At 53.6% G+C, this 16,510-nt stretch carries 14 protein-coding genes and 1 pseudogene; 14 read left to right on the forward strand and 1 reads right to left on the reverse strand.

The window, feature by feature from the left end:
* Positions 1-6: 6 nt before the first annotated feature.
* The 5 genes from JJU14_RS08820 to JJU14_RS08840 all read left to right on the forward strand — a co-directional run bounded on the left by JJU14_RS08820 (position 7) and on the right by JJU14_RS08840 (position 5,975).
* The gene (locus JJU14_RS08820) at positions 7-549 is read left to right on the forward strand and encodes an acireductone dioxygenase (RefSeq protein ID WP_228612656.1); all 543 of its coding nucleotides are present in this window, start codon (positions 7-9) and stop codon (positions 547-549) included.
* A gap of 601 nt (positions 550-1,150) precedes the next feature.
* Positions 1,151-1,648 (forward strand): hypothetical protein, encoded by a 498-nt coding sequence (locus JJU14_RS08825; protein ID WP_228612658.1) that lies wholly within the window; start codon positions 1,151-1,153, stop codon positions 1,646-1,648.
* A gap of 29 nt (positions 1,649-1,677) precedes the next feature.
* Positions 1,678-2,943 carry an HlyD family efflux transporter periplasmic adaptor subunit gene (locus JJU14_RS16715; protein ID WP_228612660.1) on the forward strand — a complete coding sequence of 422 codons (1,266 nt, stop codon included), beginning with the start codon at positions 1,678-1,680 and terminating at the stop codon, positions 2,941-2,943.
* A complete protein-coding gene (locus tag JJU14_RS08835) occupies positions 2,936-3,616 on the forward strand; it encodes an ATP-binding cassette domain-containing protein (RefSeq protein WP_228612662.1) in 681 nt (226 codons plus the stop codon). The genes JJU14_RS16715 and JJU14_RS08835 overlap by 8 nt, the downstream gene beginning before the upstream one ends.
* Complete coding sequence (locus JJU14_RS08840; protein WP_228612664.1) at positions 3,543-5,975, forward strand: FtsX-like permease family protein; 2,433 nt, start codon at positions 3,543-3,545, stop codon at positions 5,973-5,975. Before JJU14_RS08835 ends, JJU14_RS08840 begins: the two co-directional genes overlap by 74 nt.
* Positions 5,976-6,131: 156 nt before the next feature.
* On the opposite strand, the gene mtnA is transcribed toward JJU14_RS08840, so the two are convergent.
* A complete protein-coding gene (mtnA, locus tag JJU14_RS08845; RefSeq protein ID WP_228612666.1) occupies positions 6,132-7,163 on the reverse strand; it encodes an S-methyl-5-thioribose-1-phosphate isomerase in 1,032 nt (343 codons plus the stop codon).
* An 86-nt stretch (positions 7,164-7,249) separates the two neighbouring features.
* On the opposite strand from mtnA, the gene mtnK reads away from it, so the two are divergent.
* From mtnK to JJU14_RS08890, 9 genes and pseudogenes are all read left to right on the forward strand, one after another.
* Positions 7,250-8,458, forward strand: a complete 1,209-nt coding sequence (mtnK, locus tag JJU14_RS08850; RefSeq protein ID WP_228612668.1) for an S-methyl-5-thioribose kinase — start codon at positions 7,250-7,252, stop codon at positions 8,456-8,458.
* Between the two features lie 114 nt (positions 8,459-8,572).
* Positions 8,573-9,253 (forward strand): ABC transporter ATP-binding protein, encoded by a 681-nt coding sequence (locus JJU14_RS08855; RefSeq protein ID WP_228612670.1) that lies wholly within the window; start codon positions 8,573-8,575, stop codon positions 9,251-9,253.
* Positions 9,241-10,179, forward strand: a complete 939-nt coding sequence (locus tag JJU14_RS08860) for an HlyD family efflux transporter periplasmic adaptor subunit (RefSeq protein WP_228612672.1) — start codon at positions 9,241-9,243, stop codon at positions 10,177-10,179. The genes JJU14_RS08855 and JJU14_RS08860 overlap by 13 nt, the downstream gene beginning before the upstream one ends.
* On the forward strand, positions 10,176-11,177 hold the full coding sequence (locus tag JJU14_RS08865) for an efflux RND transporter periplasmic adaptor subunit (RefSeq protein WP_228612674.1): 1,002 nt from the start codon (positions 10,176-10,178) through the stop codon (positions 11,175-11,177). Before JJU14_RS08860 ends, JJU14_RS08865 begins: the two co-directional genes overlap by 4 nt.
* Positions 11,174-12,361: an efflux RND transporter periplasmic adaptor subunit gene (locus JJU14_RS08870; protein ID WP_228612676.1), complete on the forward strand. Its 1,188-nt coding sequence runs from the start codon at positions 11,174-11,176 to the stop codon at positions 12,359-12,361. The genes JJU14_RS08865 and JJU14_RS08870 overlap by 4 nt, the downstream gene beginning before the upstream one ends.
* Positions 12,358-13,593 carry an ABC transporter permease gene (locus JJU14_RS08875; protein ID WP_228612678.1) on the forward strand — a complete coding sequence of 412 codons (1,236 nt, stop codon included), beginning with the start codon at positions 12,358-12,360 and terminating at the stop codon, positions 13,591-13,593. The genes JJU14_RS08870 and JJU14_RS08875 overlap by 4 nt, the downstream gene beginning before the upstream one ends.
* A 79-nt stretch (positions 13,594-13,672) precedes the next feature.
* Positions 13,673-14,389: a DUF5020 family protein gene (locus tag JJU14_RS08880; RefSeq protein ID WP_228612680.1), complete on the forward strand. Its 717-nt coding sequence runs from the start codon at positions 13,673-13,675 to the stop codon at positions 14,387-14,389.
* A 17-nt stretch (positions 14,390-14,406) separates the two neighbouring features.
* The gene (locus JJU14_RS08885) at positions 14,407-16,062 is read left to right on the forward strand and encodes a methyl-accepting chemotaxis protein (RefSeq protein WP_228612682.1); all 1,656 of its coding nucleotides are present in this window, start codon (positions 14,407-14,409) and stop codon (positions 16,060-16,062) included.
* Between the two features lie 36 nt (positions 16,063-16,098).
* Positions 16,099-16,510 (forward strand): annotated as a pseudogene (locus tag JJU14_RS08890) (exo-alpha-sialidase); the annotation flags it as partial.

The following is a 16,510-nucleotide window of genomic DNA, read 5'->3' on the forward strand; positions in this document are numbered from 1 at the left end:
TTCACTATGTCCACATTAACCGTGTTTTCCACCTCAGCACCCGAAGAAGTGCAGTACCAGACCAAGAGCGCAGCTGACATTGCGGACAAACTGCAGCAGGTGGGCATACGCTTTGAGCAATGGCAGGCCAATCAACCGATCGATGCCAATACCGATAATGCCTCCATTCTGGCAGCCTATAGCGATGATATCGACCGCTTAAAACAGCAAGGCGGTTATGTCACGGTGGATGTGATTTCGCTCAGTAGCGATCACCCGGATAAAAAGGCACTGCGGCAAAAATTTCTGGCTGAACATACCCACAGCGAAGATGAAGTGCGCTTTTTTGTCCGTGGTGAAGGCTTGTTCTGTCTGCACTTAGGCGATCACATCTACCAGGTGCTGTGCCAGCAAAACGATTTAATCAGTGTACCGGCCAATACCCCGCACTGGTTTGATATGGGCAGCGAGCCTAACTTTACCGCCATTCGCTTGTTCAATAACCCGGAGGGCTGGGTGGCCAACTTTACCGGCAGCGATATCGCCTCGCGTTTTCCGCTGCTGGCTTAATACTTAACAACCAGTTGCCGGGGCCATCGCCGCAAATGGCCCAACCGGCACCAGTCTGTGCCCCCATCCCATCCAATGCTACCTAACCGTCCCTGCACGGTAAATACCTACCCCAAGACGAGAGCCCATCATCCATCGGCACAAAACGAATCCGACCGCCCCAGTCCATCACCAGATCAGCCATTTATCATAAAATTATCAAGAAAAAATCATTGCTTTCCGCTACCCCCCCCGTATCAAAAAAGATACAAAGAACACCGCTATGCAAATGGCATGGCGATAACTTGTTTATTTTTAGAAGGAAGGTTAGGATGAAATTGAATAAATTAGTTGCAGGCTCTGCAGCCGCCATCTTACTGGCAGCAACTGCTTTTGGCGTTTGGGCTTCTTGTGGGTCTAGCGACTGCGCTCTAGTTGGTGAAACTCTTGTTTGCGCCGTACAAACACCTGAAGGTCCTAGAATCTGTTTCCCGGGTAACACCTGTAGTGTGAACTGTAATTAGTATGCTGCTATACATGAACACGAATGCAGCGGCATTATTGCCGCTGCATTGAGGGTAAACAAAAACATAGTTCAAATGACAATTGAGGAGTACTAACCATGAGTATAGCCGCCAGGTTGTGGTTAACATGTATAGCCCTGTTTACAATATTTGATACCTACCAACCACTTTATGCCGCAACACCGACTCAACAACAAGCCATCCCCCATGACTTCCCAACGGTGGCAAACTTTTTCGTACAAGCAGACTGTCAATTCATCTTCCTTACAGGATATCTTTACAACAGCAAATCCGGACATTGGCTAAGCTCTAGTGAGGCTAGGCAGGCATTACCTGAAGTCGCCGAATTATTTACCCAAGATTGCGCAGTGCAAAGCTCACCTGTAGAATTGGCAGCAACCTTTAACATTAGCTTGCCAGAGCAAGAAGGTCTCTTATTGCTCTATATCGCTCCCTTACAAGGGATGATGGAAACGGATACTTTTGCCCGTAGATATATTGAACGCTACTCACACCATATGGCACTACTGCAACAGCTTGAGGATATACCTCAGTATAAAGTGACCACCCCCCTAACAGGATATAGGCTTAACTAATCACTCAAAAAGCGATTTGGACATTTACCGTGACCTTACATATCCCTGATAAAGCTTCACTAAGCCAGCGTCTACGCTGGCCTGCCTTGCTTGTTGTAGCAATCATCTTGCTTGCCTGGCTGCTGCTGCACTCGTGGCAGCAATTAACTCAGGGCAATGAGCGCCCAATTAACCTTGCGCAGGTGGATACCGGCGAGGTGGTGGCCGTTGTCACGGGGCAAGGCCGGTTATTACCGCGCCAAAGCCATAGCGTGATGGCCGAAGTGGATGGGGTGATCCAGTCGCTTGAGCTGTACCCAGGCACCGAAGCACAACCCGGCGATGTGTTGATACGGATGCGTAACCCATTGCTGCAACGGGAGGAAGAGCGTGCCCGGCTGGCGGTCTTGGAAGCCAGCGCAGCTTTGGAAGCCGCCACCGCCCGGCTGGAGCGGGAAAGCATTGCGCTGGAGAACGAAGTGGCCATGCTGGAAGCGGAAATTCGCTTTGCTGAGCAGGAAATGGATACTTTGCACACCTTGCTGGAGCAACAAATTCTGGCCCGGCTGGATTATTTGCGCGCCCAAACCAAGCTGGAACAATCGCGTTTACGCCACAGTTTAAGTGAGCGCAATGTGCAGGCATTTCAACAGGCACGCCAGGCCGATGAACGAGCTCACCAGTACCGCCTGCAAGAAGCAAAAGAGCAACTGGCGATGATCCAGCAAGATTTAGCGCATCTGGTGATACGTGCCGAAAGCCATGGCCTGCTCAACGAGCTAAGTGAGCACGTTGAAGTTGGTAAGCCGGTGCGGCGGGGCGATATTGTCGCCCAAATTACCGAACCAAGTTCCTTGTATGCCGATATTTTAATTGCTGCATCCGATGCCAGCAGGATTTTACCGGGCCAAAACGTGCAGGTGCAGGTAAGGCAGCATCAACTGCAGGGTACGGTACTGCGGGTGCATCCCAGTGTGCAGCACAATCAGATTCGGGTTGAGGTCGGCTTGCCTGGTCAACTTCCAGACAACGCCAGAGCCAACCTGGATATCAGCGCCCGCATTATCACCGCTCAGGCGGATAGCGTATTGCGGGTGGCGCCTATTCTTGGCCTGCGTGATGGCAACCGCGCCGCTGATGTGTTTGTACAGCAGGGTGATCGCTTTGTTCGACGCCAGATTCAGGTTGGTATTTTAGGGCGGGATCACATGGAAATTATCGGTGGCCTTCGCGCAGGCGAGCAAATTTTACTGGACCCGCCAGCCCGGCTGCAACAACAAGAGAGTATTCTAAGCAAGGAGTTAACACGTGGCTGAACTGATACAACTGCAGGAGTTGCAACACAGCTTCGGACAAGGCCAAGTGAAGCACCAAGTGCTGCATGGCATTTCGCTCAGCATCCAGGATGGCGAGAGCGTTGCCATTACCGGTCCCTCGGGAAGTGGCAAATCCACTTTATTGTCCATTCTTGGCTTGCTGGATACTGCAACCGCAGGCCAGTATCTGCTGCGTAACCAGCCGGTTGGCCAACTGAGCCGGCAACAGAAAAGTCAGGTACGCAACCGCCATATAGGTTGGATCTTCCAAAACTTCAATCTGATAGCCGATATGACGGCGCTGGAAAATGTAGCGCTGCCACTGCGCTTTAACCCGGAGGTTCCTAACAATGCGTACCGGCAACGTGCCGCCGATGTATTGGGCCAGGTGGGCCTGGCCGATAAACTGCACGCCAGGCCATCTGAGCTTTCAGGTGGGCAACAGCAAAGGGTTGCCATTGCCAGAGCCCTGGTGAACAAACCCGGGTTGATTTTAGCCGACGAACCCACCGGAAATCTGGACTCGGCTACCGGCCAAAGCATTATGGACCTGCTACTGCAACTGGCCACCGAAGGCTCTGCGCTGGTGATGGTGACCCATGATCCAACCATTGCCAGCCAGTGCCAACGCTCCGTTCACCTGGTTGATGGGCGACTTAGCCATGCAAAGTAATAACCTGAGCTTTCAACTGGTCATGGAGTGGCGTTCCTGGCAAGGGCAACGCCTCAAGCTGCTGTTTATCCTCACCTGTTTTGCCCTGCTTTGCGCCTTGCTTACGCTGATTTTGCAACTGGGGCACCAGTTGTTTTCTGCCCCTCCGACCTGGACCAAGCCCACTGGTTATCTCTACACTCTGGCCAGACAGCATGGCGATGGCCGCCTGGCCCCGCTGCATCGCCAGGCCATCGATACTGCTGCCGACATGCCAGGCATACAGGCTGCTGCCTGGTTTAGCCTGCACACTACTAACGTCCGATTGGGTTCCGAGCCACAGCAAGACCTGCGCACCTTGTTTTACTCCGACAGCTTTTCCAGGGTATTAGGCGTTGAAGAGCTTGCGGTGAACGAAACCCCTGGGGTTTGGCTCAGTGAGCGTTACTGGCGTGAGCGTTTACGCAGCAACCCAGACGTCGCAGGCCAGTTGCTCAGCCACAACAGCTTCCCGATCAGCTTGCCGATTGCCGGTGTATTGCCCGCCTCATTAAACCGTATTGGCGCTTTTCAACCGGACATTTGGTTGTCGGATCACTGGTACCGCTATCTCACGCCTTTTTCTGTCGATTCAGAAGTCATGCTGGATCGCTTTTTACAGGCCGCCCCTTTTTATTACGGCATCTTAGCCACCTCGCAGCCTTTGCACGCCGAAGCACTGACCGAACATCTACGCCAGCAAGATCTTACCGTACCCGGTATGCGAATGGGTGGCGATGGCTCCGAGCTGATGGTGCACACCGGGCTTAACCTGGACCCACCGGCCAGGCTGAAACTGTTGCAGCAATGGCAGTTGGGGCTGGTCCTGCTGCTTGGCTTTGGCCTGGTGCTTAGTTTAAATACCTTTACCGTCTTTACCAGCCGGCTGATCCAGCAGCAAGAAAATTACCGCATTCAACAGGTGCTAGGCGCCAGTATGCTGCAGTTGCTGCGCGGCCCCTTGCTGGTTGCTGTGATCTTGATAGCCGCCACCGCCGTGCTGTCTTCATTGCTAAGCCTGGGCTTACTGCAACTACTGCACAGCGACAGCCTGCAAAGCACGGTAGGCGAAGCCGGCTTGCCGCTCGACTGGCCGCGCTGGCTCGCCGCCCTGGCTTTGGTCGCCCTCCTGTTGTTTGGCTGCACCTGTTTGCCGGTGCTGCGGTTTTCACAGCAGGCACTGTTTAGCCGACAAACCGGGCAAAGCCGCAGCCGCAGCCAAAAGTGGCTGGCACAACTGAATTTAACCGCTCAACTCTGGGTTGCTCTGGTAGCACTGGCTTTTATGCTGGGCCTGAGCTGGCAGCAATGGCAGCAGTTTCGCAGTTATCCTCTGGATACCGGCTTACTGGCCTTGCCGGTGCAACAAAGTGCCACCGGGTTCGATTTTTCAGCTCTGGTACAGAACAATGTTCCTCAGGTGCAGGCTGCGGAGGTCGCTTTTGAGGTTGGCTCTTTTGACAGCCAAAACAGCAACGAGTTAAACGACGATCGCCTGGCTGGCCCCCTCGCTATTCAACAACGCATCGTAAGCGGCAATTATTTTTCCCGCCTGCAGGTACCGCTCTTGCAGGGGGATGACGACTGGCATGGGGGTGTGGTTATCAACCAAACACTGGCCCAGCAGCTTGCTGCGGGCACTGATCAGCCACTGCTTGGCAGTGAGCTGAACTTAGGCAGCTTTGCCGGCCGCCACCCGATAGTGGCTATCGTCGCGGATATCCCTCATCATGGCTTTAGCCAGAGCGCCCAACCGACAGCCTACCTGCATCATCAGTCCGCTGCCATGCTGGTGCAATTTAGCCGCAGCCTCGAGCTCTACTTTCCTGCCGAGCACCAGGCAAGGCTTAAGCCTGCATTCATGGCGTGGCTTGAGCAACAGTTGACAGCGCCTGAGTTTTTACCCGTACAATCACTTGCTGCACGCTTGCAGCAACAAGATCAGGAAAGTCGTCAACTACTCAGGTTCAGTAGCGGTATGATTTTACTGGTGCTACTTACCGTGTTCTTTAGCTTGTACTACCAGGTACGTAACCGCATTCTGTTAGAACGACAAGAGTACGGCGTGCTGTTGGCACTTGGCGCAAGCGACGGGCGATTGCTCGCCAGAGCGGCCAGCCAGCCCTTACTAGCGCTGCTGCTTACACTGCCTCTGGCGCTGGCCGCACTGGCCTGGCTGCTGCACTCCAGCGGCTGGTTGTCGGCTTTTGCACTGCAGTTTAACCCAATGATTTTTGCCTTCGCGGCGATCTTGTTGCTGCTGATGGCCTGGATAGCCGCTCTGGCACCCATTACAGGGTTGCTTAAAAAGCCAATTTTTGGACTGCTGCGCACCCATTGAGCAGATCCCTGCATGGTTGAATTTTTTTCACCCGATGCATGGATTTATCTCCTTTGTCAGCAAAGCAGAAACAACTTAAGCTGTTTTTGTCGCCCCGAAAAGGCGGTTCCACCCTGTCTATCCTTGTCTTTCGCCCGGAGCTTGCTCCGGGCTTTTTTATCCTGCCACCAACCGCTGTAAGGCTCCAGTGGCAACAGCTGCCTGATCAAGCACCCCGCTATCCAATACCCAGCCGGTGACCAGTTTAGCGGGGGTCACATCAAAGGCCGGATTAAACACCGCGGCCTGCTCCGGGGCCCAGCAAACGCTGCCAAAACTGCCGGCAACACCGCGCACTTCTTCTGCCGGGCGCTGCTCGATCGGGATCTGACGGCCATCGCTGCAGCTGGGGTCGACCGTGGTATGGGGGGCCACGACGTAGAACGGGATCTGGTGATAGTGCGCCAGCACCGCCAGGTTGTAGGTCCCAACTTTGTTGGCAAAATCCCCATTAGCCGCAATGCGATCCGAGCCAACAAAGATGCGATCAACCTCACCTCGTGCCATCAGCATGGCCGCCATATTGTCACAAATCAGTTGATAGGGAATATTTAGCTGCTGGCACTCCCAGGCAGTTAACCGCCCGCCTTGCAGCAGGGGCCTGGTTTCATCGACCCACAGCTGGATCTGTTTGCCTTGCTGATGCGCCAGCCGCACCACACCCAGCGCAGTGCCTACCCCAGCCGTAGCCAAACCACCGGTGTTGCAGTGTGTCAGCAAACGCTCGCCCGGCTGCACCAGGGCCGCACCGTGCTCTGCCATCTGCAGACACAGTTGCACGTCCTCGGCAAACAGCTGCTCGGCGCAGGCCACCGCAGCGCTGGCATAATCTGGCTGTTGCAAGGCGGCCAGCATGGAATCGAGGTTATTCATCAGATTGACCGCGGTAGGCCGCGACGCTCTGAGTACTTCAGCACTGTGCAGCAGTTCGGCACGGCTATCACCCTGCCCAGCCCGGTAAGCCAGCAACAAGGATGCAGCGATACCAATGGCCGGAGCTCCCCTAACTTGCAATTGCTGAATCATAGCCACCATCTGATCCACGTCGGTGCAATGCAGCCAGCGTTGCTGATGCGGCAACAACGTCTGATCCAGAATATACAGTTGGCCTTGCTCGGTCTTGATGCTAAGACCCGTCATATTTTTCATGCCTTATGCCTTTTTTAGCCTTGCAGACGTCTAGAATGTTTGCGATTATGCAGCTCTTCTATTGCCCTGACAAGTCCGGATGCCCTATGACCGACTACCAAATCTTTACCGCCGACGATGCCAGACAGTTTGCATTAACTCATGGTGACACCTTTCGTGACAGCGACAAACTGGAAGCCGAAGAGTTTGGTGACGGCAATCTAAACCTGGTGTTCCGGGTTAAAAACCAGCATGGCCGCAGCCTGATTGTAAAACAAGCCCTGCCCTATGCCCGCTGTGTCGGTGAAAGCTGGCCACTGACTATCGATCGTGCCCGTATTGAGGCCGAGGTGCTGCTGCGTCATGGCCGCATTTGCCCAGAGCACACGGTGAAGATTTTGCATTACGACGCTGCCAAAGCCGCCATTGTGATGGAAGACCTGGGCCAGTTGGAAATATTGCGCAGTGCTCTGGTTGCCGGCAAACAGTTCCCCAAGCTGGCCAGTCAGATGGCGCAGTATCTGGCTCGCACCTTGTTCCATACCAGTGATTTTGTGTTAAATGGCTTGCAGAAGAAAACCGAGGTGGCCCGCTTTTTAAACCCGGAGCTTTGCCTGATCACCGAAGACTTGTTCTTTACCGATCCCTACTGCAATCATGAACGCAACAGTATTCATCAGGCCATTTTGCCCCAGGCACGTGAGCTTTGGCACGATGAGACCTTACAGGCAGAAGTTGCACGATTGAAAGCGGATTTTCTTTCCAAGCCACAGGCATTGCTGCATGGTGATGTGCATAGTGGCAGTATTTTTGTCAGTGCCGAGCAGTGCAAAGTGATCGATGCCGAGTTTGGCTTTTACGGCCCCGTCGGCTTTGATGTAGGTAGCCTGCTGGGGAATTTGCTCATCAGTTATGCCGGTCAGTTTGGTTTGCAAGAGGATACCGATGTCCGCGAGCAGCAGCAACGCTATCTGCTTGCACAAATCGAAGCACTTTGGCAGGATTTTGCCAGCGAGTTTAGCCTGTTAATGCAAACCCAGACCAAAGAAAGCAGCTTTGCCAACAGCAGTTATCAAAGCTTCTATTTACAGCAAGTGCTGGCGGATAGCATCGGCTATGCCGGCTGCGAATTGATCCGCCGAACGGTCGGGCTGGCCCATGTGGCAGATTTAGAACACATAGCCAATGAACCATTGCGCGCTCGCTGCGAGCGCTTTGCTCTTACCCTGGGACGGCAATTGATTCTGCAACGCTATAGCCTGACTACCATCCAGCAGTTGCTCACTTTGGTAAGGCATCTGCAACTACCGGATTAAACAACAAAGCAACACTCTGTTACACTTTAGCTCTCCCTCAGTGCGGCCTTTCACAGCCGCGCTGTTTTTTTTGTGGCAAAATCTTGTCTCGGGTTTTTAGACGAGTCCTCATGGATGATTGAAGTTCAGCAACTGCAGAAGGTATTTGGCCAGGGCGATAACCAGGTGGTGGCTCTGCACAACATTGATCTGAGCATTGAAGAGAACGAGTTCGTAGCCGTTATGGGGACATCGGGTTCAGGCAAATCCACCCTGATGAATATCCTAGGCTGTCTGGATACCCCAAGCGGTGGGCGCTACCTGCTCGCTGGCCAAAATGTGGCAGAACTGTCTGATGAAGATTTATCCCACATTCGCAACCGCTCCATTGGTTTTATTTTCCAGTCTTTTCATTTGTTACCACGTTTAACGGCCCAACAAAATGTGGCATTGCCATTGCGCTATAGTGCCATCCCGGAAGATGAAGCGCTGGCAAAAGCGGCCAAGCTTTTGCAGCGGGTTGGGCTAGGCCATCGGATCACCCACAGACCGCATGAAATGTCGGGCGGGCAACGCCAACGTGTGGCCATAGCCCGGGCCCTGATTAATGATCCGAAAGTGATCTTTGCCGATGAGCCTACCGGCAACCTGGACAGCAAAACCTCAATTGAAATTATGCAACTGTTAAAAGAGCTGCACCAGCAGGGTAATACCATTGTGATGGTCACACACGAGGATGAAATAGCAGCTTGGGCCAAACGCGTGATCCGTATGCGTGACGGCATCATTCTGGAGGATAGTTCATGTCAGGGATAAGCCTGTTGCTCTGCTCACTACTCGCAACCAGCCAGCCAACACCTGTGCTACTCACCGGCACCTTGCAGTCGTCGGAGCGGCAAAATGTAGTCTCGCCGATGAGTGATAATTGGCGGGTGCAGGTGCAGTGGTTAAAACCAGAAGATGAGTTGGTTCGCGCCGGAGAGTTGGTGGCGGTGTTTGATGCAGGCAGCCTGCAAAGCACCATTGAGCGGCTCAAAACTCAGGTAGACACGGCCCGCGACCAACTGAATAAACTGCAATTACAGCATGATCTCACCGTGATGGAAGCGCGCTATGAATGGCAACGTCGCAGTTTGCTGCAACAAAAAGCGGGTATTGATGCCTCGGTGCCGCGTGCCAATTTAAGCGAGTACGATTACGAGCTGCACCAACTGGATTATCGCCGGGCAAAAACCGCCACCGAGCAAGCTCTCAAAGCGCTGCAGCTGGTTGAGGTTGCCCGTGATACCGAGCTGACCAAACAGCGGCTGCAAATTGAACAGCAACTGGGGGAGCTGCAAGATGCCGAGCAGCAGTTGTCGGCTATGAGCGTCACTGCCGAAGTGGATGGAGCTATTAGCTATGGCATGCACCCCTGGTATGGTACGCCGGTGTTTTCCGGCATGACCGCGCAACCGGGCTGGCTCATTGCTCAGGTGCATGCAAAAGATCAATTGCTGATTGAAGCCTGGGTGCATGAGGTCGACTTGCAAGCGTTGCAACAAGCCAGTCAATTCACCGCTCAGTTCGATAGTGCTCCAGACACCGAGTTCAAGGTAGAGCTGCAGGCACTCGCTCAACAAGGTGAGCGTCGACGGCAACTTGGTCAGGGGCTGTATTTCCGTGCAGAGTTTCATGCCGAACAGCTGCCCGTTGCAGATGCGCGTTTGGGGCTTGGCCTATTAATTAAGGTGCAGCCATGAGACTTCCCCATAGACTGCTACTGAGCATAACGCTCTGTTGGTCGCTGCTGGCTTGCCAAGCCGATACGCCCTCTCAACCTGAGGTACAGCGCCAGACCATCCGCGCCACTGGTCAGTTGTTTGCAGCCAGCAGCCAGCAAATTTCGCCCCCCAGTGTCAGTCGGATGTGGCAATACAATATTCAGCGGATGGCTCCGGAGTCCAGTTTGGTAGCGGCTGGCGATATGGTGGTGGCCTTTGATGGCCAAACACTGGCGGAGCAGTTGCGCAACAAACAAATGGAGCTGAGCAGCTTACGTCAGGAACAAAGCAACCAGTTGCAGCAAGATGAAGAACGGCATGAGGAACTGAAGCTGGAGTTGGCCGAACGCCTGATGGACTATCAGCGTTTCCAGCGCCGGGCTGAAATCGTCGATCACTCGCGCTCTGCCAATGAGCGTGAAAAAGCCCGCATTGATTACACCATAGCGGCCAATCAGCATACCCTGGCACAGTCTAGGCTCGAGTTTCATCAACAACAACGCCAGGTTGAGGCCCAGTTGCTGCAGTCCCGTATCAACCGGCTGCAATCAGAAATTAATCAGTTGCAGCAAGAGCTTGCCAGCATGCAGGTTAGAGCTCCTTTTGATGGCATGGTCATTTACCTGCCCAATTTCCAGGGTGAGAAATCGGCCGTTGGTGACACCGTACAATTTGGTCACCCGGTGGCAGCGGTCAGCCAGCTGGATACCCTTAAAATCCGTGCCGAACTCGATGAGGTCGATATCCGCTTTGTTCGCCCTGGCCTACGGGTACAAATCACGCTGGATGCTTATCCCGATCGCAGCTTTTCTGGCCTGGTAGAAGAGCTATCCCCGTCAGTGCGCAATAAATCCAATCAGCAACTGAACCGGGTGGTGGACGCCACCATCCGCTTTGATGACTTGGATACCAGCATTATGCGCCCAGGCATGACGGCGCGTCTGACCATCCAGCTCAGCCGCAGGGAGGCATCATGATACCAAGAACCACAGGTGTGCTCGCCCTGCTACTGTGCCTGACCGCTTGTCAGACAGACAGCGATACCACCCCAGTACTGCAACTCAAACCCCAGCCTTTCCTTCATCAGGTGCAGGCCGAAGGGGAGCTGATTGCGGTCAACTCCACCAGCATCAATGCGCCGCAAGCACAGGGACCACGGCTAATCGCGGAGATCCAAGCTGAATTTACCGAGTTACAACCTGGCGATCTGATTGTCCGCTTCGATGCTCGCCAGCTGCAACGCGATGAACGCACCGCCCAGCATGGCATTGCTACCATTGATTCCGAGCGCATGCAGCAACAAAGCCAGCAAGCATCAGAGCTCTCCAGTCTGGCGCTCAGCCAGGCTTTAGTGGGCCAGGAGTTTGGTTTTGCCGATCGATTCAGTATTGACGATGTGCAAATCCGCTCCCGACTGGAAATTCTGGATTCCTTACAAAACCGCGACTATCTGGAAGAAAAAAAGCAGTTTCTAACCTGGCAGCAAGACAGCTTTACCAGCAAGTCGGCCGGAGAACAGGAGCTGTTGCAGTTACGGCTTAATCAACAACAGACCTTGCTGGATACCGCACAAAGCGGCCTCAATGCCCTGGAAGTCCGAGCGCCTCATGCCGGCATTTTGCAGCTGGATAGTGACTGGCGCGGACAAAAAGCTGAAGTCGGCAGCATGGTGTTTCCTGGCCAGCGCATTGGCAGCTTGCCTGACTTGAGTTTACAGCACCTGAAACTTTATGTGATTGAGCACGAAGCGGCCGGCCTTGCCGTTGGCCAACCAGTCCAATTTGCCCTGGCTGCACACCCAGCCACGCAATTTACTGGCGAAGTGGTACGAGTCGGTCAGGTGGCACAGTCCAGACAGCGGCGTGACCCACGGCGTTATATCGAAGTAGAGGTAGCACCAGATGAACAATCGCCACTCTTTATGCCCGGCAGCCGTATTCTGGGTGAGATCCAGCTGGCCAGTGCCGATGCACTCTTGTTGGTACCACTGCAATCGTTGTTCAGCGAAGAAAATCAGCTCTATGTCTGGAAACGTAAAGGCAAACGCTTTTTACGACAGCCGGTGGAGATTGGCCAGAAGAGCCTGACGCATGCAGAAATTGTATCCGGGGTTCAGAGCGGCGATCGGATCGCCTTAACAGAGCCGGAGGCTGCACCATGAACGGCACTATTTTAATTCGTGATACCCTGGCCGAGCTGGCCCAGCACAAACTGCGCACCTTTTTAACACTGCTGGGCATGATTTTTGGGGTCGGCGCCGTCATTGCCATGTTGAATATCGGTGAAGGAGCCGAGCGCGAAGCACTGAAAACCATCGAAACCATGGGACTGCGCAACCTGATTGTGGAAGGACGCAACTTTGATGAAACCACCTTGCTGGAACACCGCAAGCATTCGCTTGGTTTAACCCTTGGCGATGTGCAGGCTGCCATGGCCACCCTGCCTGATGTCACCGCCTTCAGTGCAGAGCGCACCATTGAACGTTATGCGATTATCAGTCACTTTGGTAAGAGTGATGGCGAAGCATCCGGGGTTAGCCCAAGCCACTTTGAACTGAGCAGTCTGCCGTTTACCCAGGGTAAGCCCTTTACCGAGCAACAAGATCGCTTGGCTGCGCCCGTCGCCGTGCTCGGCTCTGCCATGGCCAGGCAGCTCTTTCCCGCCGGCAACGCACTTGGCAACTACGTCAAAGTGAATCATGTCTGGCTGCAGGTTATTGGCGTACTGGACGAACCCTTTCAGGGTAGTCAGGACTTTCAGGGGGTAGAGCTTGGTGGTGAGCAAAATCAGTTGTTTATGCCACTGAATACCGCACAAAGTCGTTTTAGCAGCGGCCACTTAGCAGCCGAACTGGATGCCTTTCGCCTGCAACTGGCCGATGATGCAGATACCGCCGCCACAGCCCGGGCGCTGCAACACCTGTTGCAATACCGCCACAACGGCATTGATGATTACACCCTGATAGTACCAGCCGCTTTGCTGGCACAGCAAAAACAAACCCAGCAGATTTTTAATATTGTGATGTCCTGCGTGGCAGGAATTTCCCTGCTGGTTGGCGGCATTGGCATCATGAACATCATGCTGGCGACGGTACTGGAACGCACCAAAGAAATTGGCTTGCTCAGAGCCATTGGCGCCACCCGTAAAGACATCAAGGTACAGTTTATCGCCGAAAGCTTCGCCATCGCTGTGGCGGGCGGTGTGCTTGGCATTGTGTTTGGCATTGTCTTGTCCGAGCTGATTGCGTTTTATTCTGGCTGGGCGGTCAGCTGGTCACTACCGGCTATCTTAATCTCTTTTAGCATCTGCGCTCTGATTGGGCTGGGTTTTGGTGTCTATCCAGCCATGCGTGCTGCTGAACTGGACCCAATCACCGCGCTGCAAACGGATTAACGCCATGCCATCAAAATAACTTGCCAGAACGCCGATTCAGGTCTTAACTCAATCTATCGATATTCTGCTGGTTATTATTATGCGTATCTTTCTGATATGTCTGAGTTTGTTTCTATTGCCGGCCCAAGCTAAGGTATTATGGCAGGACTTTCGCTTAACGTATTTGTATGGCGAAAACTACCGCATTGGCGACCCAACACGGCATGTGTTCACCATTGAACACGCCGCTAATACCAGCTGGGGTGATAATTTCTTTTTCCTGGACCATATGCGCTTTAAGGATGGCACTCGCACCAACTATGCCGAACTACAACCGCGCTTTAGCCTGGGGAAAAACACCAGCGGCAACTACCAGTTTGGTCCGGTCAAAGATGTGCTGCTGGCAGCCCATATTGAAATGAGTAGCCTGGCCACCAATTATCTGTATGGTGCCGGCGTGGACTTAGCCGTGCCCGGTTTTCGCTTCGTGCAGGCCAATGTCTATCGGCGCAACAATGATAAGGTTGCCAACAACTGGCAGTTAACACTGGTCTGGGCCTACCCTTTTACCTTCGGTAAGCAGCAATTCTTACTGGATGGCTTTATGGACTGGGCCAGTACCAGTGCCGATCAACGTGCCAATTTAAATCTTACCCCCCAATTAAAATGGCTTGCCAGCCCGTCTTTTGGCATGGAAAGTCAGTTGTGGCTTGGTATCGAGTATGTCTTCTGGCGCAATAAATTTGGTATTGCCGACAGTCCTGCTTTCAGAAGTCATGAAAACAATGTCAACCTGCTGGTGAAGTGGCACTTTTAGCCAACTTGAGGTCTCTTATGCAAGCTTTATCCATCAAACAAAAGATCATGGTACTGGCTATTCTGCCAGTGTTGCTGTTGGCTCTGATTCTGACCTGGCAATCCATTCGTCAGGCCAGAGCTATTGCCGACATGAGCATTACCCAAATGCAAGCGTCCCTGTTTGCCGAGCGACGGGCGCAACTTGATGCCTTTTTAGAGCTGGCCATCACCGCCAGTGCCACGGCTCCTGATGAAGCAAGCCGCAAACGGATCCTGCGGCAATTGCGTTACGAGCAAGGGGAAAACTACTTTTTCGTTTACGATACGCAAGGCGTTCAGGTAGTCAGTGCCGACAACCCTGCACGGGAAGGGCAAAACTTCTACAACAGCACCACACCGGATGGCCGCCATTTGGTCAGAGAATACATTCAGGCAGCACAGCGTGGTGGTGATTATGTCGAATACAACTGGCCCAGAGTTGGTAGCTCAGTCCCAGCCCCTAAGCTGGCGAAAGCTATGCTGGTTCCTGGTACCAATTGGGTGTTGGCTACAGGTTTTTACATTGACGATCTCAATGAACAGCTGGCAACCCTGCAACAGCAAACCAACCGACAGGTGCAAGCGGGCACTTTTCAACTTAGCCTGATTGCACTCCTGCTGCTGGCGGCCATGATTGCACTCGGCCTGACGCTGGCACGTAGTATTCTTGGACCACTTGCTCAGGCAGTCCAGGCAATGAAAGAGATTGCGCAAGGTGATGGAGATTTAACACAGCGGCTGGATGACCAAGGGCATGAACTCGGTGAGCTTTCGCACGCTTTTAATGAGTTTGCCGCTCAGGTGGCTGAGCTGGTCACCAATATCCGCAGCTCGGTCAATAGCCTGAGCGAATCCGGCGAGTCACTATCCGGGCTAATGCATCAGGCCGAGCAAGGGGTACAACGACAGCACAGTGAAAGTGACCAGGTAGCCACTGCTATGCATGAAATGGCGACCACGGCTCAGGATGTTGCCAGCAGTGCCAGCAATGCAGCTCATGCAGCCAACGATGCTGATAGCCAGGTGCGTAAGGCCGCTGTCACCTTGCAAAATGCCATTGAAGTCATTCATGGCCTTGAAAAGCAAGTACAGACTGGTGTGGAGGTGATCAGCCGGGTTGGTACTGAGTCTCAAGGCATTGGTGGTGTGGTCGAAGTCATCCGCGGCATCGCGGAACAAACCAACCTGCTGGCTCTGAATGCGGCCATTGAAGCAGCCCGGGCCGGTGAGCAGGGTCGTGGTTTTGCCGTGGTTGCCGATGAAGTACGGACTCTTGCAGCCAGAACCTCGACCAGCACGCAGGAAATCAACGATATGATTGGCCGGCTGCAGCAAGGCGCTAAAGAAGCGGTATCGGCCATCGATCAGATCAAAGAAGGCAGTCAGCATACCGTGACTGAAGCATCCAAGGTGGATGAAGCCCTGCGCGAAATCCAGGGGGCGGTCAGTACCATCAATGATATGAACAACCAAATCGCCAGTGCCGCCGAAGAGCAAACCACCGTCTCGGAAACCATCAACCAGAATGTGCATGCCATTGTTGCGATTGCGCAGGAAACGGCTGAAGGGACCAGTCAGGCGGTAACGATCAGTGAGCAGTTGGCAGCACTGGCGACCGAGCTGGATCAACTGATATCGCGGTACAAAACCTGATAAGATTGTGACATTCGATCTTTTCTGGAAAAATGTATGGGCATCCAGCATCAGTGTATTTGGCAGCAGGCAGCGCACAATGCCTTTACCGATCTGATCCACTTTCACCGTACCTTCTGGTGCGTGTTTCGGGAAGGCAGTGCCCATATCTCGCCGGACGGGCAATTCCGTATCCTGCGCTCACTGGATGGGGTGCACTGGCTTAGCACAGCGGTTATTCAGCTGCCGGATGCCGATTTGCGCGATGCCAAATTTAGTATTTTGCCAGATGGCCGGCTAATGCTTTATGGTGCCGGCGCTTTGCATGACCGCAGTCAGCAAAGCCACCAAAGCTATGCCTGGGTTTCCGACGATGGCCTGCACTGGTCAGAAGCTGTCCCCATAGGCGAGCCAAACATCTGGATCTGGCGGCTAAGCTGGCATCAGCAGCAAGGCTTGGCTATTGGCT

Origin of the sequence: Alkalimonas sp., assembly GCF_020831925.1 — a bacterium.
GTDB lineage: Bacteria > Pseudomonadota > Gammaproteobacteria > Enterobacterales > Alteromonadaceae > Alkalimonas.